This window comes from Streptomyces fructofermentans (assembly GCF_014651055.1).
Taxonomy (GTDB): domain Bacteria; phylum Actinomycetota; class Actinomycetes; order Streptomycetales; family Streptomycetaceae; genus Streptomyces; species Streptomyces fructofermentans.
In genome coordinates this window covers 173,027-197,817 of record NZ_BMWD01000007.1, presented here as the reverse complement: position 1 = coordinate 197,817, position 24,791 = coordinate 173,027, and the positions used below count along the sequence as shown (strand labels likewise).

Here is a 24,791-nt window from a genome sequence, read left to right as displayed (position 1 = left end):
GCTCGCGGGTTTGCGCACAACGGTGCCCCGGGTCCGCGGGGGACCCGGGGCACCGACGGTGCATGTCAGACCTTGCGCCACCTGGCCATGCCGAACGAGAACACCCCGAAGAGGACCAGTCCGACCGCGACGGCGACCAGCAGCCACGGCCCGGCCGGCGTCTCCGTGAACGAGCGCAGCGTGTCGTCCATGCCCTTGGCCTTGTCCGGTTCGAAGTCGACCGCCGCGCGGACCGCGAACGCGCCCGCCGCGGCGAACACCAGGCCCCGGGCCACTCCGCCCGCCACTCCGGTGAAGTCGACGGTCCGCCGCATCCGCCGCGACATCTCAGCCAGCCGGAGGTGCTTGTGGAACTTGCGCCGCGCGGCCTGCACGCCGATCACGAGGCCCGCGACCGCCACCGCGGCGCCGCCGATGCCCACGATCCACTGGCCGCCGGGCATCTCCAGAGCCTTGGCGGTGACGTCACGCGACCTGCCGTCGCTGGAACCGCTGCCGCCCGCGCCCGCCGCGAAGGACAGGGCCGAGTACGCGACGAAGCCGTAGAAGACGGCCCGTACCGCCGAGGCGCCACGCTTCTTCCAGGTCCCGCCGTCGGGTCCCGCCGCGCCGAAGACCACCTCGGACAGGCGCCACAGCGCCATGCCGACCAGTCCGGCGCCCAGGATCCAGAGCAGGACGGCGCCGAACGGCTGCTCGGCGACCTCCTGGAGCGCTCCCCCCTGGTCCGCCTGCTCCCCGCCGTCGCCGAAGGCGATCTGCAGGGCCAGCAGGCCGACCAGCACATAAATGACACCACGTGCCGTGAGCCCCGCCCTGGCGGCGCCTTCGATCACGGGGCGCGCCCGGCCTCTTCCGGCCCGGCTGCCTTGCGTCAACGTACTCATCATTCGTGCCTCCCCCCGTCCAGGTGCCCCGGCTCCTCCGGTCGACACGTGGCAGGCTCCGAAGGGCGGTACCTCCCGGTTTCGGAGCGAAGCGGCGCGATCGAACATACGATGGGCATGCGCCGGAGCGGCACGTTCGGCCGCCGCGCCGGCCCGCCGACCGCTCGGGGTGGGAGACGAATGGCACAGGGCACCGACGCAGCACGGACCGTCATCCTGACCGTGGACGACGATCCGGGGGTGTCGCGCGCTGTCGCCCGGGACCTGCGGCGCCGCTACGGCGAGACGTACCGCATCGTGCGCGCCGAGTCCGGCGAAAGCGCTCTCGAAGCACTCCGGGAGCTGAAGCTGCGCGGCGACCTGGTCGCGGTGATCCTCGCCGACTACCGCATGCCCCAGATGAACGGGATCGAGTTCCTGGAGCAGGCCCTGGACGTGTATCCGGGGGCCAGGCGGGTGCTGCTGACCGCGTACGCGGACACCAACGCGGCGATCGACGCGATCAACGTCATCGACCTCGACCACTATCTGCTCAAGCCGTGGGACCCGCCGGAGGAGAAGCTCTACCCGGTCGTGGACGATCTGCTGGAGGCCTGGCGGACCAGCGACTACCGGCCCGTGCCGGCCTGCAAGGTGGTCGGCCACCGGTGGTCGGCGCGCTCCTCGGACGTACGGGAGTTCCTGGCCCGCAACCAGGTGCCGTACCGCTGGTACTCGTCGGACACGCCGGAGGGGCAGCGGCTGCTGTCGGCGGCGGGGCAGGACGGACAGCGGCTGCCGCTCGTGATCACGCCCGACGGCACCCCGCTCGTCGAGCCCGACGACCCCGACCTGGCGGCCCATGTGGGGCTGGCCACGACGCCGACGGCCGAGTTCTACGACCTCGTCGTCATCGGCGGCGGCCCCGCCGGGCTCGGCGCCGCCGTGTACGGGGCGTCCGAGGGCCTGCGGACGGTGCTGGTGGAGCGGTCGGCGACGGGAGGTCAGGCGGGGCAGAGCTCCCGGATCGAGAACTACCTCGGCTTCCCGGACGGCGTGTCCGGCGGACAGCTCACCGAGCGGGCGCGCCGGCAGGCGGCGAAGTTCGGGGCCGAGATCCTCACGACGCGCGAGGTGACGGGCCTGGAGGTCGCCGGGGCGTCCCGCACCATCCGCTTCTCCGACGGTTCGGCGATCTCGTCGCACGCCGTGATCCTGGCGACGGGCGTGTCGTACCGGGAGTTGCGGGCGCCGGGGCTGGAGGGCCTGACGGGCTGCGGTGTCTTCTACGGTTCGTCGCTGACCGAGGCGTCGTCCTGCCAGGGCCAGGACGTGTACATCGTCGGTGGCGCCAACTCGGCGGGACAGGCGGCCATGTACCTGGCCCGGGGCGCCAAGTCGGTGACCATCCTCGTCCGCGGCCCGTCGCTGGCCGCCTCCATGTCGCACTACCTGATCCAGCAGATCGAGGAGGCACCGAACATCACGGTGCGCACCGGCACGGTCGTGGAGGCCGCGCACGGTTCGGACCACCTGGAGCAGCTGACTCTGCGGGACGTGGAGAGCGGGCACACCGAACTGGTCGACGCGCAGTGGATGTTCGTGTTCATCGGGGCCGCTCCGCTGACCGACTGGCTGGAGGGCACGGTCCTGCGGGACCCGCGCGGGTTCATCGTGGCCGGCCCGGACATGACGCCCGACGGGCAGCCGCCGGCGGACTGGGAGCTGGACCGGCCGCCGTACCACCTGGAGACCAACGTGCCCGGGGTGTTCGTGGCGGGGGACGCCCGGGCCGAGTCCGCGAAACGGGTCGCCTCCGCCGTCGGCGAGGGAGCCATGGCCGTGATGCTCGTCCACCGCTACCTGGAGCAGTCGTGAGCGGGCAGTCGATGCCGTGCGACGCGGCGGAACTCAGCACGCTGTTCCTCTTCGAGAAGCTGGACGGCGACCAACTCGCGCGGCTGTGCCGCGAGGGCAGGGTGGAGCGCTTCGAACCCGGCTTCGTGTACCAGGAGGGCGAGCCCGCCACCTGCTTCTTCGTGCTTCTGGAGGGCGCGCTCGTACTGTCGCGCCGGGTCGGCGACGACGACGTGGAGACCAACCGCAGCTCGCAGCGCGGGGTGTACGCGGGCGCCATGCAGGCGTATCTGACCGATGCGGAACTGCAGGACGCCCGGTACAAGGGCTCCTTGCGGGTGACCGAGCCCTCGCGGTTCTTCATCCTGCCCGCCGAGGCCTTCGCGGCGGTCCTGCGCGAGTGGTTCCCGATGGCGGTGCACCTGCTGGAAGGACTCTTCTTCGGTACGCAGAACACACAGCGGACGGTCGGACAGCGCGAGCGGCTGCTCGCCCTCGGCTCGCTGTCCGCCGGGCTGACCCACGAGCTCAACAACCCCGCGGCCGCGGCGGTGCGGGCGACGTCCTCGCTGCGGGACCGAGTGGCGGGGATGCGGCACAAGCTCGGTCTGATCGCGACGGGCCCGTACGCCCGTGACGCCCTGCAGACGCTCGTCGAGATCCAGGAGCGCACGGCCGAGCAGGTCGCCAAGGCGACACCCCTGAGCCCGCTGGAGGCCTCGGACCGGGAGGACGCGCTCGGCGACTGGTTCGACGACCACGGCATCGCGGGCGGCTGGCAGCTCGCGCCGACCTTCGTGCAAGCCGGGTTGGACACAGCGTGGCTGGACCAGGTGGCCGCGGCCGTCGAGGAGCAGACGCTCGAAGGAGCCGTGCGGTGGCTCAACTACACGGTCGAGACAGAGCTCCTGATGAACGAGATCGAGGACTCCACGACCCGTATCTCGCACCTGGTCGACGCCGCCAAGCAGTACTCGCAGCTCGACCGGGCGCCCTACCAGGTCACCGATGTGCACGAACTGCTGGACAGCACACTGCTGATGCTCTCCGGGAAGATCGGCGACGGTGTCAGGGTCGTCAAGGAGTACGAGCGGTCCGCGCCCCGGATTCCCGGCTATCCGGGCGAGTTGAACCAGGTCTGGACGAACGTCATCGACAACGCCGTCTCCGCGATGGGCGGGGAGGGCGTGCTCACCGTGCGCACCGCGCTCGAACGGGAGCAACTGCTCGTGGAGTTCCGCGACACGGGGCCCGGCGTGCCCGAGGAGATCCTCGACCGGATCTTCGACCCGTTCTTCACCACCAAACCCGTGGGCGAGGGCACCGGTCTCGGCCTCGACATCTCCTGGCGCATCGTGGTGAACAAGCACCACGGCCACATCGAGGTGCAGTCCGTGCCCGGAGACACCCGGTTCAGGGTCTTCCTCCCGCTCACCGCCACGGAGACCGACACCCCTCAGGAGGCGTCATGACCATCCCGGACGGCATCGATCCCACCGTCCCGCCGAGCGGCAGCGGCTGCGTCGAGTGCGAGGCCTCCGGCGGCTGGTGGTTCCATCTGCGGCGCTGCGCCCAGTGCGGTCACGTCGGCTGCTGCGACGACTCGCCGGCCAAGCACGCCACCGCCCACCACCACGACACGGGGCATCCCATCATCCGAAGCTTCGAACCGGGAGAGTCCTGGTTCTACAACTTCGCGAACTCCGAGATGTACGAGTCCGGCCCCGGCCTCGCTCCCCCGCTGAGCCACCCGGCCGACCAGCCAACGCCGGGACCCGCGGGACGGGTGCCGGAGAACTGGGCGCAGACGCTGCGCTGACCCGGCTCCCGCAGCGCGCGGGGGCCGTGTCCGCGGCACGTGCCAGGATGGGGCCGTGCCGACCACCGCATTCACCACGCCGTTCATCGGGCGTACGGACGAACTCGCCCGGCTGACCCGCGTCCTGGACCGGTCACGTGCCGGTGAGGCACGCGCCGTGCTGGTCGCGGGCGACGCGGGGGTCGGCAAGACCCGGGTGCTCGCGGAGGCCGCGGCGCACGCCAGGGACGCGGGGGCGACGGTCGTCACGGGTCACTGCGTCGACCTCGGTGACGTCGGGCTGCCGTATCTGCCGTTCACCGAGGTCCTGGGCGCGCTCGCGGGCGACGAGCGGTTCTCCGGCACGCTGGCCGCGCACCCCGTGGTGGACCGCCTGCTCGGCGCGGGCGGCGAGGGCGGGAAGGACGCGGACGGACGGCTCCAGCTCTTCGAGGGCATGGCCTCGCTGCTCGCCGATCTCGCCGCGACAGCGCCGCTGCTGCTGGTCCTGGAGGACCTGCACTGGGCGGACCAGTCCTCCCGCGACCTGCTGCGCTTCCTGCTCAGCCGGGGCATCCCGCGCCTCGCCCGGTCCCCGCTCCGCTCCGGCGCCGACGCCTCGTCCGCCGAGGGCCCGGCCGGCCGCCTGGCGGTGTTCGCCTCCTACCGCGCCGACGACCTGCACCGCCGGCATCCACTGCGCCCCCTGCTCGCCGAACTGGTGCGGCTGCCCGCCGTCGAGCGGCTCGAACTGCGGCCCATGCCGGACGGCGAAGTGGCCAGCCTCGTCCGGGCCCAGCGGGCCGACCCGCTGCCCGAGGTCACCGTCCGCCGCATCGTCGAACGCGCCGAGGGCAACGCGTTCTACGCCGAGGAACTGCTCGCCGCCACGTCCGGGTCGGCCGGCGGCACGGAGTCCGCCGTGCCCAGCGGTCTGGCCGACGTACTGCTCATCCGCTTCGAGCAACTGACCGACACCGCGCAGCAGGTGCTGCGCACCGCGGCTGTCGCCGGCCGCCGCGTGGGGCACGAGGTGCTGAGCGAAGCCGTCGAACTTCCGGACGGGGAACTGGAGTCGGCGCTGCGCGAGGCGGTCGGGCGGCAACTCCTGGTTCCGGACGGGGACAACACCTACTCGTTCCGGCACGCGCTGATCCGGGAGGCCGTCTACGCCGACCTCCTGCCCGGCGAACGGGTGCGCCTGCACCGGGTGTTCGCCTCGGTGCTGGGCCGCCGCGGCCGTCCCGGCGAGAGCGCGGCGGAGCGCGCCCACCACTCGCGCGAGAGCCACGACCTGCCGGATGCCCTCGCGGCCTCGCTGGAGGCGGCGGACCACGCCGGGCGGCTGCGCGCGCCCGCCGAGGAGCTGCGCCACCTCGAGGCGGTCCTCGACCTGTGGTCGGCGGTGCCCGCGGACGCGCGGCCGGACGGCGCCGACACGGTCACCCTGACCCTGCGCGCCTCGGCCGCTGCCGCGCGCGCCGGCGAGGCACACCGGGCCGTCTCTCTCACCCGGTCCGCGCTGGCCCGGGTCGGCACGGAGGACGACACCGAACTCGCCGCGCGCGTGCGGTACACGCTCGCGGGCAATCTGATGCGCGTCGACAGTCTCGCGGCCGCCTTCGAGTACAGCAGCGAGGCGCTCGCGATGATCCCGGCCGAACCGCCGTCGCGTACGTGGGTGTGGGCCGCCGCGACCCATGTCATGGCCGCCAACTACGTGGGCGACACCGCGACCGCCCGGCGTGTGGCCCGCGAGGCGCTCGGGGTCGCCGAGGTGCTGGACCTGTCCGACGCCAGGGCCGACCTGCTGGTCTCCCTCGTCGGCCTGGAGGGGGACGGCAGGCGCACGGCCCAGGGGCGGGCGCGGCTGCGCGAGGCCCGTGACCTGGCCCGCCGCGCCGGGAACTCGGCCATCGAGATGCGCGCGCTGTTCAACGTGGCGATCGGCGCGTACGAGTCGGGCGACCTGGACGAGTGCCTCACCTCGATCTCGGAGGGGCTGGAGCGCGCCGGCCACGCGGGGCTCCTCTCCTCGCCGTACCCGTTGGAGATGCGCTATCTGCGGTCCCTGGTGCTGTTCACCCTGGGCCGGTGGGACGAGTGCGTCGAGGCGGCCGAGGCCGACGCACGGCGGCTGCCCGCGGCCGGCGGGTACGCGCTCGCACCGGCGCTGTCCGTGGCTCTGGCACGGGGTGACCTGGGCGCCGAGGAGCGGGCCAGGACACTGCTGGAGGGACCCTTCGACTGGATGGCGACGCTGGTGGCCGGTGTCCTGCTCACCGACGCGGCGGTGCTGCGGGGCGACGCCGTGACGGCCGTCGCGCAGGTCCGTGCGACCGCGCAGGCGCTCGTCGACGAGGGCGAGACTGCTCCGGACGTGGCCGTACGCCTGGCCGCGCTCGCGCTGGCCGCCGTCGCCGACACGGCGGCGGAGGCCCGTGCCACGGGCGACGAGGGCGGGGTCCGGCGCTGGACGGACACCGGCGCCGAGCTGGTGGAACTGGCCCGGTCGGTCGCCGCCAGGGGGGAGGACGGTTCCCGCCAGGGGCCCGAGGGGCTGGCGTGGCTGGCCCGCGTCGAGGCCGAGTGGACGCGGGTCACGGCGGCGCCGGGCACCGGGGCCTGGGAGAAGGCCGTCACCGCGTTCGGCTACGGCAACGTGTACGAGCAGGCGCGCTGCCGCCTCCGGCTGGCGCAGGCCCTGCTGGCGGCGGGGCGGCGGTCGGAGGCCGCCGAGCAGGCGCGTGCCGTGCGCGACACGGCGGACCGCCTGGGTGCCGTGCCCCTGCGCGACGATGTGGACGGGCTGATCCGCCGGGGCCGGCTCGGGGAGGCGCCGCCCGCCGCGGACGCGGTCCCCGCGCTGACGGCCCGCGAGAACGACGTGCTGCTCCTCCTCGCCCGAGGGCGCACGAACCGCCAGATCGGCGAGGAGCTGTTCATCAGCGGCAAGACGGCGAGCGTGCACGTGTCCAACATCCTCGCCAAGCTGGGCGCCGCCGGTCGCACGGAGGCCGTGGCGATCGCGTACCGCGAGGGGCTGATCGCCCCGGAGCAGCGGCCCGCCTCCGGCTGACCGGCCGCCCCGGCCGGGCCGCCGCGGACCGGCATGCGCTCCAGGCATCGACGCCCGGGGTCCCGGAACGCCGGGCGGGGACCGCGCGGGCGTCGGACGACCCCGGGGCCGGCGGACCGGGAGCGGCCGTGGCGTGCTGGGGCTGCGAGGTCCGCCCGACGGCGGTGTGATGGATACAGGCCCCTGCAGGGCCGAGCCGCCGTTCGCGCCACGCGCGGCCGGTCATCCGGATACGACGGGCGCGGCGCGCTCCCGCACTGGGAAAGGTGACTGGCCATGACGTCCGGCACGCATCTCGCTCTGACACTCACACTGAGCGGCGGCACGGCCGCCGACGCCCGGGCGGTCGTCCACACGCTCGAACCGGTCTTCGGGACGGCGACCGACATGCCCGGTGACGGAAGCGCCACGGTCCACACCGCGGCCTTCGACAACGACCTGCCGACCGGCGGGACCGCACCGGCGAACCCGGAGCCGCTGTCCGCCCCGGTCACCGTCACCCTCCAGGGCAGCCCGGAAGCCGTACGGCGGGCCGACGCCACGCTGACCTCGGTCTACACGGTCCGCGAGCAGGGGATGGCGTCGGGCGACCAGGAGCAGGAGCGGCAACTGCTCCTCGTGCCGTAGCCCCGTGACCCGGCAGGTCGCCCGCTCGGCCCCTCGTCCGGCCGGGCGGGCACGTGCTCATCCGACGTGGCGCAGGGTGCGCATCTGCTCGTCGAGCGGTGCCAGCCCCATGTCGCGGCGGCGTTCGTCCAGGGTCCGCGGCAGCCTCACCGGGTACGGCCGGAAGGACGCCGGGTCGATCCTGGTCCCGTAGAACTGCGGCTGCCCCTGCTCGACGGCACAGTGGTCGGCGATGTACGCGTGGTGCGGCGCGGGGCACCGCCCGTCCGCCACTGCGCGAGCGATCAGGTCGCGGCAGGCGAGCTGGAAGTCCAGGTCCCGGGCGTGCAGCAGGATCATCAGGGCCGCAGTGGAGGCGGGCGCGCCGACAAGGTCGGCGGTGGGCCAGGCATGGCGCCGGACGATCGCCCTGAGGGCCTCGGTGTTGTTCCTGCGGCACTCGTCGACGCGCAGACCGGCGCTCCGGGTGGGGTCGCGGCGTGCCTCGCACACGGCCTGCCGCTCCTCGTCGACCCGGCGGACGAGTTCCCGGGCGAGGGCGGAGGCGAGCGCGGGCAGCACACGCGGAGCGGCTTCCGGCGCCTCCTCGTACGGATGCGGCGAGTGGTCCCCGCCCGGACGCGGCCCGCCGTTCTCGTACGGGTACGGTCCGTGGTCCTCATGCGGATGGGGACCGTGGTCCTGACACGGCTGCGACCCCTGGTCCTCGCCGTGGTGCGCGCCCCGGCTCCCGTACGGGGAAGGCGGGCGGCTCTCGTCGGGGTGCGGCCCGTGGTCCTCGTCCGGACGCGGCGCGGGGCTCTCCTCACGGCGCGGCGCCCGGCTCCCGTGCGGCGTGGCGTGCGGCGGACGGCCGGGGCCCCAGGGGCCGCTCATGGCGTGCCCCGCCCTCGGCGCTTCGAGGCGCACCGCACCCGCTTCCGCGTCCGGTCGGCAGCCGCTGCGGCGTCGGCACCGGTGCGCCGCCCCTTGCCCGGGCTCCTCGGTTCTCCGTCGGTCACGGTGGCCATCCAGGTCTCGCGTCGCGGTGCCGCTGCGGGGCGACTCCGCCTGCCGGGGCGTCAGTTGCGTTGCGCGGGATTCCAGTCGCACTCGACGCGCCGACGATGCCCGCCGGCTCGGCAGGTCGCTCGATCACTCACTATGGCGGCGTACCCACTCGTGCCGCAACAACCGGACTTCGAACGGTCGTTGACGCATCAGGCTGATGGGCATCCACGTGCTGCGCGGCCCGCGGCGGATCCCCGCGTACTGCGACGGCCCGAAGCTGCTCGGTCCCGGCGCCGTCTCCTGCCCGCCCTGGCGCCCCGGCACGGCTCCGGAGCCGGCGGACGTGCACGGCGCAGTCGCCCACGAGCGATGAACCGTGCGCGGAGCCGCCCCGCTCACCCGTCGCGGCCGGGACGGTCCCGCGGATGCGGGCGGCACGGCGTCAGTCGCGGATCATCCGCTTGATCTCGGGCAGCGTCACGTCCGAGTCCCGGTTGATGTAGAGGACGTCGTCCTCGGCGGTCTCCAGTGTGATGGCGATGTCGGGGTCCACTCCCCGGACGGCCAGGGCGGTCACGGGCGTCGGTCCGCCCGGGTCCCCGCCCTCACCGGTGTCCTGGCACGGCGGCGGCAGGGTGGCCGTCCCGAGCGGCTCACCGCGCGTGAGGCCGAGGGCCTCGGTGCCCATGTACTGGTGGTCGCGGTAGTCGACCAGCGCCGCACAGGACGCGGCGGTGTCACCGCCCCCGCTCCCCGCGCCGCAGCCGGTGAGCACGGCGACCACGACCGTCGGCAGGAGCATCCGTACCGGGCCGAACGCACGTGCACGACACAGAACTTGCATCAGCGCGCCTCCTCCGGGAGCGCTCGCTCCCGTTCGGTAGTACGACGCCGCGGAGATCCGTGTCGTTCACGCGTTCAGCACTCGCTTCACGCGTGTTTCTTGGGCGTTGCGCGGGTCGAGTCCCGGTAAGGGCACGCGAATCCGTGCCGAAGGCCGACACCCGACGATGCCGATTCCACGCCGATGCCTGTACCGGTACCGATGTCGGCGGAACGGGGATGCCACGTGTGGCGCCCGGCCCTCACTCGTCGAGCCCGCGCCAGACATTGTCGAAGCCCGCCTGCTCGATGCTCCGGCGCTGGCGTACGGCCTCCAGTTCCACCAGCGCGTCGCTGACGGCCGCCAGCACGGCCGCCACGCGGTCGTCGGCGATCTGCGGCAGGTCCGTGTCCCGCTCGCCCTGGACGCCGACAGCCTCCCCCAGGGTCACCAGGGCCGGATCGAGGGAGTTCCAGCTCTCCGTCGCCTCGCGGCGGGCGGGTGAGTCGATGAGTATCAACTCGTCGCCGCGGAACGGGTTCCGGCGCCCGCCGCGATGGACGAGCAGGCCCTCGGCCTCCAGACCCGCCGCGTACGCCCCCGCCAGCGAGTCCCCCCGGCGCCAGAGCCAGTCGCCGAGCTGCTCGTACGGCTTCTCGCGGCGAAGCGCGGCCGCGGCCTCCGCGAGCACGCGATCGGTCGGCGCGGCCCCGCCCGTGGGCACGACGCGGTCCTCGTCGAGCTCGATGGCCTCCGCCCCGAGCAGGTCGATCAGCTCGGCCCCCGCGAGCGCGAGAGACAGTTCACCCGACTTCACCGGGTTGTCGGGCGCCGTGTCCATGGCGACGATCAGCAGGTTCCGGGCTGTGGTCATGAGGGTTCACGTCCCATGCGTCGTCATCGACACGTCGTCATGCGTAGGCTCCGGGCGGCCGGCCCGGCCTGACATCGGGCGGCCCCGGAACCCGGGTGGCCCGCGTTCCTCGAACAAGTGCCACCTGTACGAGCTTACGGAGCGTGCGCACCGCCTGCATCCGCATACCCGCCGGGCCCGCGACTCGATGCCCCGACACCGCCGCCGACGGACGGAGGCACGTCGAACGGCGGCGTGAGCCGGGTGACATGACCACCATGACCACCAGCGAGCGGGGGCACACACACTGTGTCCGCCGCGGGCCGCGTACCGTCCGGCGGTCACCAGGGAATCGCCCGCCGACCGCGTCGCCCCGCACACACCCAACCGGGCCGCTCACCTCGCCCACACGGGGCGGGCAACCGCAACCGGAGGGCGTTTTGCACGTGATTGCGCTGTTGCTCCCTTCATAGTGCGGGCATGACACTTGCCTCCTCCACTACGCGGTCGCGCGCTTCCGTGCGCGCCTGCGGGGCCCTTCTGAGTGCCGCCCTCCTCGCCGCCGCCCTCCAGACCGCCGGTGCCGCGCCGGCGTCCGCCACGGCGCCCGGCGGCCCCGACTGCGTGCGCACCGAGCGGCCCCTCGGCGGCCAGGGCCGGCAGGTCCTGGACATCACCCGCAGGGCCAAGGCCGAGTTCCGCCTCAACGCGGTGCAGGTACGGGTCACCGTCGACGGGCGCGATGTCGTCACCGACGCCCTCGGCGAGTCCATGACCGGCGTACCGGCCGAGCCGGGCATGCACTTCCGCGCCGGTTCCGTGGTCTTCTCGTACCTCGGCACGGCCCTCCTCCAACTCGTCGAGGAGGGCAAGGTCGGCCTCGACGACACCGTGGAACGCTGGCTGCCCGACCTGCCCCACGCGGACAGGATCACGCTGCGGATGCTGGGCAACGCGACCAGCGGTCTCCACGACTACGTCACCGACCCGAAGTTCGGGGCCGTGCTGGAGACTCACCCGTTCCGCCAGTGGACCCCCGAGGAACTGGTCGGGTACTCGCTCAGCCACCCGCTCTGGTACAAGCCGGGCACCAACTGGAGCTACTCCCACGCCAACTTCGTACTCCTCGTCGCAGCACTGGAGAAGATCACCGGCACCCCGATCGACCAGTTCCTGCGTGAGCGGGTGACGGGTCCGCTGGGCCTGCGGAACACCAGGAACAACTTCACCCCCGCCATTCCGGGGCCGGTCCTGCACTCCTTCACGTCCGATCGCGGCCTGTACGAGGAGTCGACGTTCTGGAACCCGTCGTGGACGACGGCTCCCGGCGCGGTCATCACGACCCACATCTGCGACCTGGCCCGATCGGCGCAGGGCATCGGCAGCGGCGAACTCCTCTCGCCCAGCTCCTACCGCACGCTCCTCGATCCGGGCACGGTCGGACTCGGCGGCGCGACCAAGAAGTGCCCCGCGACGGTCTGCGTGAAGCAGACCGAGGACCGGCATTTCGGCCTCGGCGTCATCGTGGTCAACGACTGGGTGATCCAGAACCCGTCGTTCTCGGGCTACGCGGCGATCAAGGCGTACCTCCCGTCCAAGCGTCTCGCCATCGCGGTCTCCGCCACGAAGACCGCGAAGACGCCCGACGGCAACATGGCCCAGCAGATCGCCGAGCGCATCGCGGCCCGGCTCTCCCCGGACGACCCGATGACGGTCGGCTGACCGGGGCGTCCCGCGCGCAGGCCGCCCGGGGCGGGGAAAGTCCCCGCCCCGGGCGGCCTTCCGCTGACCGGGTGGCGTTCCGGTGACCGAGCGGCGTTCCGCTGACCGGGCCGCCGGGTCGAGATCGGGGCCGCGAGCGACCGTCCGGCGGGCGTCACCCGTTGTCGGCGCCCCCGGCGGGCAGCGTGCCGGTGCGGGCCACGTCGGCGTACCAGCGGGCGCTGGCCTTGGGGATGCGCTTGCCGGTCGGGTAGTCGACGTAGACGGCACCGAAGCGCTTGCTGTAGCCGTAGCCCCACTCGAAGTTGTCCAGCAGCGACCACAGGAAGTAGCCCCGCACGTCGACGCCGGCCACGATCGCACGCTGTACGGCTTCGAGATGGCCGCGCAGGTAGGCGATGCGCTCGGGGTCGGCCACCTCGCCCGCGGGGTTGACGTAGTCGTCGAACGCGGCGCCGTTCTCGGTGATCATCAGGGGCATGGCGGGGAAGTCCGCCTTGAGGCGGATGAGCAGGTCGTACAGGCCGCTCGGGTCGACCGCCCAGCCCATCGCGGTGGTGCTGCCCTCGGGCCGGTGGAAGGCGACCTTGTCCGCGCCCGGCCAGGGGCTGTGCTCGCTGTTCCCGTGGCCGTCGGAGCCGTGGCTCGCCTCGTCGGTCGCGGCCGACACGAGGGTGGGCGTGTAATAGTTGACTCCGAGGAAGTCCAGCGGCTGGTGGATCGTCGCGGTGTCGCCGTCGCGTACGAACGACCAGTCGGTCAGGCCGGCCGTGTCGTCCAGGAGGTCCTGCGGGTACCGGCCTTCCAGCAGGGGGCCGGTGAAGACGCGGTTGGCCAGCGCGTCGATGCGGCGGGCCGCGTCCACGTCCTCGGCGGCCTCGGTCAGCGCCCGCACGTGGTGGATGTTGAGCGTGATGGACGCCCGGGCGCGGGAGGGCAGTTCGGCGCGCAGGGCCTGAACCGCCTTGCCGTGCGCGAGGTTGAGGTGGTGCGCGGCGCGCAGGGCCGCGACCGGGTCCGTGCGCCCGGGGGCGTGGACGCCCGAGCCGTAGCCGAGGAACGCGCTGCACCAGGGCTCGTTGAGGGTGGTCCAGGTCTTCACCCGGTCCCCCAGCGCACGGGCCGCGAGGGTCGCGTAGTCGGCGAAGCGGTCGGTGGTGACGCGCTCCGGCCAGCCGCCCGCGTCCTCCAACTCCTGCGGCAGGTCCCAGTGGTAGAGCGTGACGACCGGTTCGATGCCCTTCTCCAGCAGGGCGTCGGTCAGGGCGCGGTAGAAGTCGAGTCCCTTCTCGACGGCGGGGCCCCGGCCGGTCGGCTGCACCCGGGGCCACGACAGGGAGAACCGGTAGGCGCTCACGCCGAGGTCGGCCATGATCGCGACGTCCTCGCGCCAGCGGTGGTAGTGGTCGGTGGCCACGTCACCGGTGTCGCCGTTGCGCACCTTGCCGGGCGTGCGCGAGTAGGTGTCCCAGATCGAAGGGGTACGGCCGTCCTCGGCGGCCGCACCTTCGATCTGGTAGGCGGCGGTCGCCGTGCCCCAGGTGAACCCCTGCGGGAATCGGAGGCCGGTGGTGTTCTCCGGGGCGGGCGCGACACGTCGGGTAGCGGTGGTCACGGGAGTCCTTCCAGATGTACTGCGGGACGGGAGGGGCGTAGTGGAGCAGTGGGGTGGCGGGCGCAGGGGGGCCGTGGCAGCGGGGGGACGGCCGCGTGCTCATCCCTTGACCGCTCCCTGCATGATTCCGCCGACGATCTGACGGCCGAAGACGATGAAGAGGGCGAGCAGGGGCAGTGTGCCGAGCAGTGCGCCCGCCATGATCAGCGACTGGTCGCGGACGTATCCCGCGCTGAGCTGGGTCAGGGCGACGGGCACCGTCGGATTGGTCATGTCGAGCACGATGAACGGCCAGAAGAAGTCGTTCCAGGCGTGCACGAACGTGATCATGAAGAGCACGGCCATCGGCGGGCGGGCGATGGGCAGCACGATGCTCCAGAAGATGCGCAGGGAGTGCGCACCGTCCACCCGGCCGGCTTCGACGAGTTCGTCGGGCAGTGCCTCGGTCAGGTACTGCCGCATGAAGAACACGCCGACGGCGCTGACGAGCGTGGGGAAGATGACGGCGGGCAGCTTCTGCCCCCAGCCCAGTTCCGTCATCATCATGAACAGGGGCACGACGCCGAGTTGGGGCGGCACCATCATGGTGCCGATCACCAGCATGAGCAGGATGTTGCGGCCCTTGAAGCGCAGTTTCGCGAAGGCGAAACCGGCGAGGGTGGCGAACAGCACGGTGGACAGGGCGATCAGGCCGGCCACGATCAGGCTGTTGAGCATGGCCTTGCCGAGCGCGGCGTCCTGCCAGGCCTTGCCGAGGTTCTCCAGGAGGTGGGGTCCGGGCAGGAACGGCGGCGGCGTCTGGGTGACACGGGTGTTGTCGGTCGACGCCGCGACCATCGTCCAGTAGAGCGGGAAGAGCGAGAACAGGGCCGCGATGCCGAGCAGGATGTAGGCGACGGGACCGGCGTGGTGCTGGCGTCCGGCACCCGGGTTCCGGAACAGCCGGCGGCGCCGCGCGCCGGACGGGGTGCCCTTGGGTGCCTTGTCCGTGGTCCCGGGCCGTGCGTCCGCCGTCCGGACCGGGATGCTGTCTGTGGTCATGGAATTCTCCCGGTCAGGCCCTGCGCGCTTTGACGCGCCCGACAAGTCGTTGGACGACGAACATGACGATGAGCAGCAGGAACATCGCCCAGGCGACCGTGGCGGCGCGGCCCATCTGGTAGTTCTTCCAGCCCTCCTCGTACAGCAGCAGTCCCAGCGTCTGGTACTGGTTGTCCGCTCCCCCGGTGATGCCGTTGGGGCCCTGGCCGAAGATCAGGGGCTCGCCGAAGAGCTGGGTGGCGCCGATCGTGGACAGGACGATCGTGAAGACGATGGTGGAGCGGATGCCGGGGACGGTGACCTGCAGGAACTGCTGCCACCGCGAGGCGCCGTCGAGGGCCGCGGCTTCGTAGCGGTCGCGCGGGATCGCCTGCATCGCGGCGAGGTAGAGCAGCGCGTTGTAGCCGGTCCAGCGCCAGATGACGATCGTGGAGATGGCCGTCTGCGCGGCCCACTTGTTGTTCTCCCAGTCGACGTTGTCCACGCCGAACAGGCTCAGCATCCAGTTGATCATGCCGAAGTCGCGTTCGAAGAGCATGGTGAACACGAGGGCCGCGGCGCCCACCGACGTGGCGTAGGGCGTGAGGGCGGCGACGCGGAAGAACGTCGAACCGCGGAGCCGGTAGTTGAGCAGGTGCGCGAGTCCGAGCGCCATCAGCAGCTGCGGCACGGTCGACAGGACGCCGATCGTGAACGTGTTGAGCAGCGCGTTCCAGAAGCGGTCGTCGTCCCACAGGGCCGTGTAGTTGTCGAAGCCGACCCATTCCATGACGTTCAGGGTGGACAGTTCGACGCGGTGCAGGGAGATCCACGAGGTGTAGATCAGCGGGTAGAAGCTGAAGGCCGCGAAGACGATGAAGAACGGGGCGACGAAGGCGTACGGGGCGCCGCGCACGTCGAGGCGGTGCAGCAGCGTACGGCGGCGCTGCTGCTCCGCGCCGGTGCCGGTCCCGTCCGACGGAGCGGTGCCGGGCGCACCGTCTGGGGGTGTCGAGGTGGAGGTGGCCACCGGAAGGCGTCCTTCCTGGAGGGTGGGGATGGCGGGCAGGGGCCCGGCGGCCCACACGGACCGCGTGTGGGGCGCCGGGCTGCTGCGGAGGTGGGCGAACGGGCCCTGGGTCAGCCGGCGGCCTTCTCGATGCGCTTCTCGGTGGTCTTCCACGCCTCGTTCGGGCTCTTGTTCTGCGCCTCGATCAAGGTCAGGCCCTGGGAGAAGATGTCCTTGATGGTGCCGTCCTTGCGGCCGAGCACCTGCTCGTCGGGGATCTCCTGGGCGGCGGCTCCGAAGATCTTGCCGATGGGCGCACCGCTGAAGTAGTCGGACTTGGCGTCGACGACTTCAGGCATCTCCAGCGCGGCCTGCGAGGACGGGAAGTTGCCGATCTCCTTGAAGAGGTAGGCCTGCTGCTCCGGGGCGGTGAGCCAGGCGACCAGCTCCTGCGCCTCCTTCTTCACGGGGCTCTGCTCCATCACGCCGAGGAACGATCCGCCCCAGTTGGCGCCCTGGGGCGCCTTGGCGACGTCCCACTTGCCCTTGTTCTTCGGGCCCGCCTTCTCGCTGATGTGCGCGAGCATCCACGCCGGACAGACGGTGGTGGCGAAGGTGCTGTTGGCCAGGCCGGGGTCCCAACCGGGCTGGAACTGGCGGAGCTTGGCGGTCAGGTCGGACGTGGCGGCCTCGGAGGCGAGCTTCCAGGCGTCCTTCACGACGGGATTGGTGGCGTAGATCAGCTCACCCTTCTTGTCGTAGAACTGCTGGGAGTTGCCGTAGATCATGGCGTTGAAGAGACCGCTGGAGCTGTCCATGAAGGCGACCTTGTCCGCCTTGGACTTCTGCTTGAAGCGCTTGCCCGCGTCGACGAACTTGGACCAGTCGCCCTCCCACAGCTTGGCGACCTCTTCACGGTCGGTGGGCAGACCGGCCTGCTCGAACAGGTCCTTGCGGTAGCAGACCGCCATCGGGCCGATGTCGGTGCCGAGGCCGATGACCTTCTTGTCCGAGGTGGTGACCTGGCTCTGCTTCCACGGCAGGAAGTGGTCCGTGCCGGAGACCCCGGACAGGTCGACGAACTTGTCCTTCTGCGTGTCGGACAGCTCCTTGGCCCGACCGATCTCTATGCCCTGGATGTCCTTCAGCCCGCTGCCGGCGGCCAGGTGGGTCTGCAGGGCGGTGTAGTAGGTCTGCTCGTCGCCCGCGACGTCCGCCTTGATGACGACGTTCGGGTGCTCCTTCATGTACTTGTCGAGCAGGCCGGTCTCCTTGAAGCCCATGACGCCGAAGAGGCCCATGGTGATGGTGACCTTGCCGTCCTTCTTGCCCCCACCGGTCCCGCCGTCACTGCCTCCGCAGCCCACGACCAGGCCGAGAGCCGACACCACCGACACGGCGGCCACGACTCTTGTACGCAACTTCATTGGGACCTTGCCCATTTCGTCCTCCTAGCGGCGGCGCTGACGCACCGGAGCTCGAGCCGTACGGTCCGCTCCGCAAGCCCGATTTGTCCGGTGGGTACGTTCCCAAACTGCGATGGGAACGTGCCCACCCGGAAGCCCGAAGCCTGGCCGCCACAAAAGGTCGCTGTCAAGAAGTTGAATCCACTTAGTTTCCGGAACATGTCGCGCCGGTACACCTGACGCCCTCCGGCGCGCCGCACGGGTCTGGCACAATGCGCAGGTGGCGGCCGTTCGGGCACCGCTCAGGCGAGGAGGCGTCATGGGGGCCAGGCAGCGCCCGACCATCAAGACCGTGGCCGCGCGGGCCGGCGTCGGACGTACGACGGTTTCACGAGTCATCAACAACTCGGAGCTCGTCAGCGAGAAGGCCAGGACCGCCGTGCTCGCCGCCATCGCCGAGCTGAACTACGTACCGAACTCGGTCGCGCGCGGGCTCGTCACCAGCCGGACCAACTCCGTGGCCCTGGTGATCCCCGAGTCCGCCAGCAGGCTGGGCAACGAGCCCTACTTCTCGGCGGTCATCCGCGGCGTGAGCACCGCCCTCGCGGAGACCCGGACACAGCTCCAACTCGTCCTCGTACGCGACCAGGCGGAGCGTGACCAGCTCACCGAGTCCGTGGCGGAGCGGCGGGTGGACGGAGTGCTCCTGGTCTCGGTGCACGAGCACGATCCGCTGCCCGGCCTGCTGGAGGACATGGGGCTGCCGACCGTGCTCGCCGGACGCCGGTCCCCCACCGAGTCGCTCAGCCACGTCCTCTCCGACAACGCCGGCGGAGCCGCCACCGCCGTCGGCCATCTCCTCGCGCGGGGGCGCCGGACCATCGGCACGATCAGCGGCCCGCTCGACATGGACGTGGCCCGCAGCCGCCTCCAGGGGTGGCGCGAGACCCTTGAGAAGGCGGGTCACGAGGCCGCCGGGGAACTCGTGGCCGCGGCCGACTTCACCGAGGAGGGCGGTGAGGCCGCGATGCGTTCACTCCTTGAACAAGTGCCTTCCCTCGACGCCGTGTTCATCGCCTCGGACGTGATGGCGGTCGGAGCGATGGCGGAGTTGCGCAGGCAGGGGCGCAGCGTTCCCGGCGACGTCGCGGTGGTCGGGTTCGACGACTCCATCATCGCCCGGCACAGCAACCCGCCGCTCACCAGTGTGCGCCAGCCCGTCGAGGAGATAGGCAGCCTGATCGCCCGCATACTCCTGGAGGAGATCGCCAGTCCCGAGGAGGAGCGGCAGCACGTCGTACTGCCCACCGAACTCGTGGTGCGCGAATCGTCGTAGTGTCGCCACGCGTTTCGGCCGACCCCGCGCGGGCGGGCGGGGCCGCACGTTCCGGCGGGCCCGACGACGGTTCGACCGGCGGACCCGGTCGCCGTTCCGCCGAGCGATCCCGCGGCGCGAGGGATTCGTCCGATCCTGCGACGCGAGGGTCTCGTCGGCCGACTGCGACGCCTGCCGCCGACACAGCCTGGCCCGCGCCTCCGCCTGCGCCATTGGTGCCGGCCGTCGAACGGGCAGTCTGCGAGAGCCCGTTGCCGGTTCCCCCGGAAGAGGGCGCCAGAATCGCGGCCTTCGATCGCGTACGGCCGGAGCCGCAAGTGCGGAGGGCGGCCGGTGGCCGGTGAGGCTGTGGGCGGCGGGTTGAACGCGGTCGACGCCTGCCGGTCCGCCGCATAGGGTCGCGGGCGTGACGACCAAGTTGAACGATGCCGCCCGCGGCCTTCTGGACGATGTGAATCCTGCGGTGCTGGCCACGGTGAACCCCGACGGCGGTCCGCAGACCTCGGTGGTCTGGGTCGCCCGGGACGGCGACGACCTGCTGGTCTCCTCGACGGCCGGCCGCCGCAAGGTCCGCAACGTGGAACGCGACGCGCGGGTCAGCCTGACCGTCTACGACCGGGCCGACCCGCGGCGATACCTGGAAGTGCGCGGCACCGCGACGGTGGCCGAGGATCGGGGCCGGGAGCTCGCCGCCGCCCTGGCCGAGCAGTACGAAGGGCCCGGCGCGGGTCAGGAGTACCTGGACCTGCCACCCGAGGTCGTGCGGGTGGTCCTGCGGATCACTCCCCGGCGGCTGGTCGGCACCTTCGCCGACTGACCGCTCGTCACGCGGCGGCGAGCCCGCCGCCCCTCGCCCGAGATGTCGACCGCAGGGGTGCACAGGTGGGTCGGCGCCAACCTTCCGGTGTCCGGGGCGACGGGTTGCGCTGCCGCCGCCCGCTCCCGATCGCCGTCACGGCAGCCGTCACCGATCGCCGCCCACTCGCCTGACCTCGCAGCCGACGTCGCGGAAGGGTCACCTTCGCATGTGCAGCATGCGTGCACGTATGACCCCCGTACGACACTAATATCACCATATTTGACCACCTCGCGGTTGAAATCCATCGAGGCCGTTCGCGCGGAGGTGAACCCGGGACCGGGGCCCGTACGTGCACCCAGTGGCGGCGCGTTCCTTGCCGGTCCCCGCGGTGCGATCACCGCACTCGCGGCAAAGGGCCGTCGCCGTCGGCACGCCGACACGGCAGGGCGATCAACGGGGCGGTCCACACATGCAGTTGCCGGGCGATCAGACGCGGGCGGAACCGTGCAGACTTGAACACTCGTCCTCTCTCGCAGCAGTACGATCATCCCCGGATGCACCTGTGGGCTCGCGTCGGACTCCTCCGCCGCGAGCTCGATCGTCCGTGTCCCGCTCCCCGGACAGACCCGGTGCAGGCTCCTCGCCCCGTACACCTCGAGACAGAGACACAGCGTTGCGATCACGCGGACGGCCTGCGGTCCCGCCGACCGCGGCCGCGCTCCGGAACCGAGGGTCCGTGGGTGACGTCCACGCTCTGTCGAACGGCTTGTACCAGGAAAGGAAGATTCGCCCCGATGACCAGTGAGGACGCCGTGTCCGAAGAGTCGGGCCGCACCCGTGTGATCGCCGGCCGCTACGCACTGCAGTCGCAGCTCGGCGAAGGCGGCATGGGAACCGTGTGGCGCGCCCACGACGAGGTGCTGCACCGCGAGGTGGCCATCAAGGAGGTCAGGCCGCCGGTCGGGCTCGCCACGTCCGCGATCGAGCGGATGTACACGCGGCTGGAGCGCGAGGCGTGGGCCGCGGCACGGGTGTCGCACCGCAATGTCGTGACGATCTACGACGTGGCCATGGAGGAGGGCCGCCCGTGGATCGTCATGGAGCTGGTACGCGGCCAGTCGCTGGCCGACCTGCTCAAGGCCGAGGGCACCCTGACCGCCCGGCGGGCCGCCTCCATCGGCGGCGAGGTGCTCGCCGCGCTGCTCGCCGCCCACGAGGCCGGTGTGCTGCACCGTGACGTCAAGCCGGCCAACGTACTGATGGCCAAGGACGGCCGCGTGGTGCTCACCGACTTCGGCATCGCCGTCGTCGAGGGCAGCACGGCCCTGACCATGACGGGTGAGGTCGTCGGGTCACCCGAATTCCTGGCCCCGGAGCGCGCGTTGGGCAAGCGGCCCGGACTCGCCTCGGACCTGTGGTCCCTCGGCGTCCTGCTCTATGCCGCTGTCGAGGGGAGTTCGCCCTTCCGGCAGAACACGCCGCTCAGCACCCTGCGGGCCATCGTGGACACGGAGTTGCCGCCGGTCCGCCGGGCCGGAGCGCTCACCCCGGTCATCGAAGGACTTCTGCGCAAGGACCCGGACGAGCGCCTCGGAGCCGAACAGGCCGTGCGGGAGCTGCGGTTGGTCAGCGAGGGCGGCACGCTGGACTCCGCAACCGGACCGCAGGCGGACTCGCCGACCGTGGTGGCCGAGCCGGAGAGGCAGCCCGCGGCCGAGGAGCCCCCCACCCGGGTCGATCCCCGGCTCACGATCCAGGCTCCGGCCACCCGGGCCGAGACGCACCTGGCCGCACAGCCGGCTCCCGACCGCGCCGACACCCACGTCTCCGCAGAGTCGGCCTCCGCCGAGGACGGGACGCAGCCGGCCGCACAACCGGCGTACGACGACGCCGAGACGCACATCGCCACGCAGCTCTCCCCCGGTGGGGACGAGACGCGGGACGCGACCCTGGCGTCCGCAGCCCCGACCGGGACCCAGCGGACCGCGCAGGTGTCTCCCGCACAGGCCGGGGCGCAGGCCGCGGCCGGATCCTCCCCGACCGGCCCCACCGGGGCGGCCGCCCCGGCACGGCCGGCGGCCTCGGGGCCGGAGGCGCAGCCGACCGTCACCCACGTCCCGGCACAGCCCGCGGGCACGCGGCCCGTACCCGCGCAGACCCCGCCGGCGCAGCCCGTACCCGCGCGTCCCGCCGCGCAGGAACCCACGGTCACGGGAACACCCGCCGTCGCGCCCACTCGGCGCAACCGGCGCACCACGGTCCTCGTGGCAGCGGGTGCGGCCCTGTGCGCGCTGGCACTCGCCGGGACCGGCTACGCCCTCATGGGCGGCGGGGACGACGACGCGAAGAAGGGGAACGCGGCCGCGCCCACCACGGGTGCCGCTTCCGCCTCGCCGGGTGCGGGTGACGCCGAGGAAGCCGCGGCTCCCGGCACGGGCGACGACGGGCAGGACGCCGCCGTCTCCGAGGGGGTGCGCATGAAGGTGACCGGCTCGCACACGACGTACTCCGGTCAGTGCCCGCCCCCGAACGGGCAGGCGCCCACCTTCACGGCGACCTTCACCGTGGAGCGGCTCCCGGCGCAGTTCTCCTACCGGTGGGTGTCCACGGACGGCTCGGTCACCGACGAGGAGTGGCGGACGCTGTCGTTCCCGAACGGCGGCAGCCTCACCAAGCAGGTCACCATCAGCCTGACCACGTGGGCGAAGGCCGGAACCTTCAAGAGCGGGATCGGTGTGGAGCTGAATGCTCCGCTCAAGGGGCGGTCCAACACCGTTCCCCTGTCGTTGACATGCGATCCGGGAGCCGCCGACGGTACCTCGTCGGGCCAGTGACGGATGTGACCGCGCGGACGCGGCCGCGCACACGACCGACGGGTCGGTGCGGGCATTCCGTCCGCGCCCCGCGCGCATGTGTCCGACGGCCCCGTCCGGGCCTCGCGCGCATGTGTCCGACAGCCCCGCCCGCACGCCGGGGCCGGCCGCACCACGCGGCCTCAATTTTCTGCTGAGTGTCGTCTCAAGGAGTACGAGTGCCATCGGTCATCGTGGGTCAAACGGGTCCCTTCACGGGTCAGAGCGTCGTTCTGGGCGCCGAGCCGCTGACGTTCGGCCGCAAGAGCGACAACGGTGTTGTGATCGTCAGTGCCAGTGCTTCCCGTCTGCATGCCGAAATCCTCAAGGAGGACGCCGGGTTCGTCCTTTACGACCGCAGCCGGAACGGCACGTTCGTCAACGACGAGCGGATCACACGGCGCGCCCTGCGCGCCAACGACCGCATCCGGATCGGTGACGAGACCTTCCTCTTCGAGTCGCAGGACGCCATGGAGACGGTCATGGACCTCTCCCTGCTGGACATGCCCCGGACGAAGGCGTCCGACGACCCGGGGCTGCTGCGCGTCACGATCACCGGCGGCGGCCCCGTCGGCCTCGCCTTCGCGCTGACGCTGGAGAACATGCTGCGCGGACGGGTCGCCATCAAGATCTACGAGAACCGGTGGATCAAGAACGGCTCGACCGTGGTCTGGAAGGACGAGACCCACGGGAACACCCGCCGCCAGCAGGTCGTGACCATCCAGAGCCGCCAGTACCTCGCCCTGCCCGAGGAGTTGCAGACGGCGCTCTTCGACGCGGGCCACAACTACTCGGAGATGTGGCCCGTCGGACCGGACTCCGTGGAGGGCCGGCCTCCGCGCAACATCCGGATCGCCTACGTCGAGGACCGCCTCCTGGACCTGGCGAACAAGAGCGCGGCGATCCGGCTGATACCGGATCGGTTCGACCCGTCGGGACACCAGGGCCGGCTCGCCCAGGAGCACGTCCTGGTGGTCTGCGAGGGCGGCAGGTCCCGCACCCGGGAGCACTACGCAGACCGCTTCGGCGCGGCGGACGCCTCGATCTACTCCCTCGACGGCGACCACTTGCAGGACGTGGTGCTGGGGCTGCGGGTCAAGTCCCCGCTCTCCGACCCGATGAGCGTCCTGCTGACCGTGTCGCAGAACAGGTTCCTCCTCAACTCGCTGCGGGGCGAGGGCTTCCTGAACATGCGCCTCACCCGCGAGGAGGCCAAGAACGTCGTCGGCATCGACCCGGTCCGCCAGGTCTTCGAGGAGTGCATCGCCGCGCGTCCCTGCGTCATGACCCGCGAGGAGGACAACGAGTTCCGCTGCCCCACGCACGGGACCCTCTTCCTGCCCGCCCTGCTGCGCAACTCGCCCCTGTGGAAGCGGATCAGGGAGGGCCTGAAGCTGTTCGGCATGGCCGAGGACGAACTGACGGCCGTCACGTCGTTCCGGCTGGACATGGTGCAGCGGCCGCGGTTCACGGCGCAGCTCAGCCGGCCGACCGCGACGAACCCCGGCACGTACGGATTCCTGCTGGGCGACGCGGCCAACGCCATCCACTTCTGGCCGGGCCGCGGCCTCAACAGCGGTCTCGCGTCGGCCACTTCCCTGGCCCGCTCGCTCAGCCGCGCCTGGCAGGGCAGGCCGCTGCGGGACGCCGACTTCATCCGGCACGAGGCGGCGATGTCCATGCTCCAGTACCGGCACAAGAGCCGGGCCTGGAACGCCATGGTCACCACCGACGAGCAGGGCGCCACCCGCGCGATCAAGGACATCATCGCCCTCAGCATGGAGTCCGCTCCCGGCAACGCCCCCGCGCCCGCCCCGGGGCAGACGCACCTCGACGCCCTGCTGCAGCGCATGGGCTCGATACGTGAACGGCTCGCCTCGCGCCTGCCGGGCATGCCCACCGACGACGAACTGCGCGCGCATCTCTCGGCGTTGGACGCCTCCACGCTCCGCACGCTCTGGGAGAGCGGCGCGTGGGACACGCTGATCGTCGGTGGCGAGGAGGCCGACATCGACCTGTTCTACCAGTCCGACTCCCCCGTGTACGTCCCTCGTCCCGCCGACCCTCGCGACATCCCCTCGGGTCTCGCCCCGTAGGCGACCGCGCTCTGCCCGGGGCGCACACCCGTCGCCCCGGGCC

At 71.9% G+C, this 24,791-nt stretch carries 18 protein-coding genes and 1 pseudogene; 11 read left to right on the top strand and 8 right to left on the bottom strand.

Annotation, left to right across the window (positions count from 1 at the left end; all coding sequences use genetic code 11):
• Nucleotides 1-65: 65 nt before the first annotated feature.
• Nucleotides 66-887, bottom strand: coding sequence for a DUF1206 domain-containing protein (locus IE265_RS12705; protein WP_190035703.1), 822 nt, complete (start codon nucleotides 885-887; stop codon nucleotides 66-68).
• A gap of 180 nt (nucleotides 888-1,067) precedes the next feature.
• On the opposite strand from IE265_RS12705, the gene IE265_RS12700 reads away from it, so the two are divergent.
• The 5 genes from IE265_RS12700 to IE265_RS12680 all read left to right on the top strand — a co-directional run bounded on the left by IE265_RS12700 (nucleotide 1,068) and on the right by IE265_RS12680 (nucleotide 8,227).
• Nucleotides 1,068-2,744, top strand: coding sequence for an NAD(P)/FAD-dependent oxidoreductase (locus IE265_RS12700; RefSeq protein ID WP_190035580.1), 1,677 nt, complete (start codon nucleotides 1,068-1,070; stop codon nucleotides 2,742-2,744).
• The gene (locus IE265_RS12695) at nucleotides 2,741-4,195 is read left to right on the top strand and encodes an ATP-binding protein (protein ID WP_190035579.1); all 1,455 of its coding nucleotides are present in this window, start codon (nucleotides 2,741-2,743) and stop codon (nucleotides 4,193-4,195) included. Before IE265_RS12700 ends, IE265_RS12695 begins: the two co-directional genes overlap by 4 nt.
• Nucleotides 4,192-4,542 carry a UBP-type zinc finger domain-containing protein gene (locus IE265_RS12690; protein ID WP_190035578.1) on the top strand — a complete coding sequence of 117 codons (351 nt, stop codon included), beginning with the start codon at nucleotides 4,192-4,194 and terminating at the stop codon, nucleotides 4,540-4,542. Before IE265_RS12695 ends, IE265_RS12690 begins: the two co-directional genes overlap by 4 nt.
• A gap of 55 nt (nucleotides 4,543-4,597) precedes the next feature.
• A complete protein-coding gene (locus IE265_RS12685; protein WP_190035577.1) occupies nucleotides 4,598-7,600 on the top strand; it encodes a helix-turn-helix transcriptional regulator in 3,003 nt (1,000 codons plus the stop codon).
• A 276-nt stretch (nucleotides 7,601-7,876) separates the two neighbouring features.
• Complete coding sequence (locus IE265_RS12680) at nucleotides 7,877-8,227, top strand: hypothetical protein (protein WP_190035576.1); 351 nt, start codon at nucleotides 7,877-7,879, stop codon at nucleotides 8,225-8,227.
• A 57-nt stretch (nucleotides 8,228-8,284) separates the two neighbouring features.
• Here IE265_RS12680 and IE265_RS39115 read toward each other — a convergent pair whose 3' ends face one another.
• Nucleotides 8,285-9,103 (bottom strand): DUF6624 domain-containing protein, encoded by an 819-nt coding sequence (locus IE265_RS39115; RefSeq protein WP_308434784.1) that lies wholly within the window; start codon nucleotides 9,101-9,103, stop codon nucleotides 8,285-8,287.
• Between the two features lie 331 nt (nucleotides 9,104-9,434).
• Between IE265_RS39115 and IE265_RS12670 the strand changes: the two genes are divergently transcribed.
• Nucleotides 9,435-9,590: a hypothetical protein gene (locus IE265_RS12670; RefSeq protein ID WP_190035575.1), complete on the top strand. Its 156-nt coding sequence runs from the start codon at nucleotides 9,435-9,437 to the stop codon at nucleotides 9,588-9,590.
• A gap of 69 nt (nucleotides 9,591-9,659) precedes the next feature.
• On the opposite strand, the gene IE265_RS12665 is transcribed toward IE265_RS12670, so the two are convergent.
• The gene (locus IE265_RS12665; RefSeq protein WP_190035574.1) at nucleotides 9,660-10,061 is read right to left on the bottom strand and encodes a DUF6281 family protein; all 402 of its coding nucleotides are present in this window, start codon (nucleotides 10,059-10,061) and stop codon (nucleotides 9,660-9,662) included.
• A gap of 241 nt (nucleotides 10,062-10,302) precedes the next feature.
• Nucleotides 10,303-10,914 carry a GOLPH3/VPS74 family protein gene (locus IE265_RS12660; RefSeq protein WP_190035573.1) on the bottom strand — a complete coding sequence of 204 codons (612 nt, stop codon included), beginning with the start codon at nucleotides 10,912-10,914 and terminating at the stop codon, nucleotides 10,303-10,305.
• A 459-nt stretch (nucleotides 10,915-11,373) separates the two neighbouring features.
• Here IE265_RS12660 and IE265_RS12655 point away from each other — a divergent pair, with 459 nt between their 5' ends.
• On the top strand, nucleotides 11,374-12,615 hold the full coding sequence (locus IE265_RS12655; protein ID WP_190035572.1) for a serine hydrolase domain-containing protein: 1,242 nt from the start codon (nucleotides 11,374-11,376) through the stop codon (nucleotides 12,613-12,615).
• Nucleotides 12,616-12,769: 154 nt separating this feature from the next.
• Here the strand turns inward: IE265_RS12655 and IE265_RS12650 are convergent, their stop codons facing one another.
• The 4 genes from IE265_RS12650 to IE265_RS12635 form a co-directional block, all read right to left on the bottom strand.
• Nucleotides 12,770-14,230, bottom strand: a complete 1,461-nt coding sequence (locus IE265_RS12650; RefSeq protein WP_190035571.1) for a GH1 family beta-glucosidase — start codon at nucleotides 14,228-14,230, stop codon at nucleotides 12,770-12,772.
• Between the two features lie 99 nt (nucleotides 14,231-14,329).
• Nucleotides 14,330-15,271, bottom strand: a complete 942-nt coding sequence (locus IE265_RS12645; RefSeq protein WP_190035570.1) for a carbohydrate ABC transporter permease — start codon at nucleotides 15,269-15,271, stop codon at nucleotides 14,330-14,332.
• Between the two features lie 13 nt (nucleotides 15,272-15,284).
• Nucleotides 15,285-16,280, bottom strand: coding sequence for a carbohydrate ABC transporter permease (locus IE265_RS12640; protein ID WP_190035569.1), 996 nt, complete (start codon nucleotides 16,278-16,280; stop codon nucleotides 15,285-15,287).
• Between the two features lie 110 nt (nucleotides 16,281-16,390).
• Entirely contained in the window at nucleotides 16,391-17,701 is a 1,311-nt protein-coding gene (locus tag IE265_RS12635; RefSeq protein WP_190035568.1) for an extracellular solute-binding protein, read from the bottom strand.
• Between the two features lie 283 nt (nucleotides 17,702-17,984).
• Here IE265_RS12635 and IE265_RS12630 point away from each other — a divergent pair, with 283 nt between their 5' ends.
• The 4 genes and pseudogenes from IE265_RS12630 to IE265_RS12615 all read left to right on the top strand — a co-directional run bounded on the left by IE265_RS12630 (nucleotide 17,985) and on the right by IE265_RS12615 (nucleotide 24,748).
• Complete coding sequence (locus IE265_RS12630; protein ID WP_190035567.1) at nucleotides 17,985-19,001, top strand: LacI family DNA-binding transcriptional regulator; 1,017 nt, start codon at nucleotides 17,985-17,987, stop codon at nucleotides 18,999-19,001.
• Between the two features lie 406 nt (nucleotides 19,002-19,407).
• Complete coding sequence (locus IE265_RS12625; RefSeq protein ID WP_229916149.1) at nucleotides 19,408-19,818, top strand: PPOX class F420-dependent oxidoreductase; 411 nt, start codon at nucleotides 19,408-19,410, stop codon at nucleotides 19,816-19,818.
• A 776-nt stretch (nucleotides 19,819-20,594) separates the two neighbouring features.
• Nucleotides 20,595-21,497, top strand: a pseudogene (locus tag IE265_RS39490) (serine/threonine-protein kinase); the annotation flags it as partial.
• Between the two features lie 1,334 nt (nucleotides 21,498-22,831).
• Entirely contained in the window at nucleotides 22,832-24,748 is a 1,917-nt protein-coding gene (locus IE265_RS12615; RefSeq protein WP_190035566.1) for an FHA domain-containing protein, read from the top strand.
• Nucleotides 24,749-24,791: the final 43 nt, after the last annotated feature.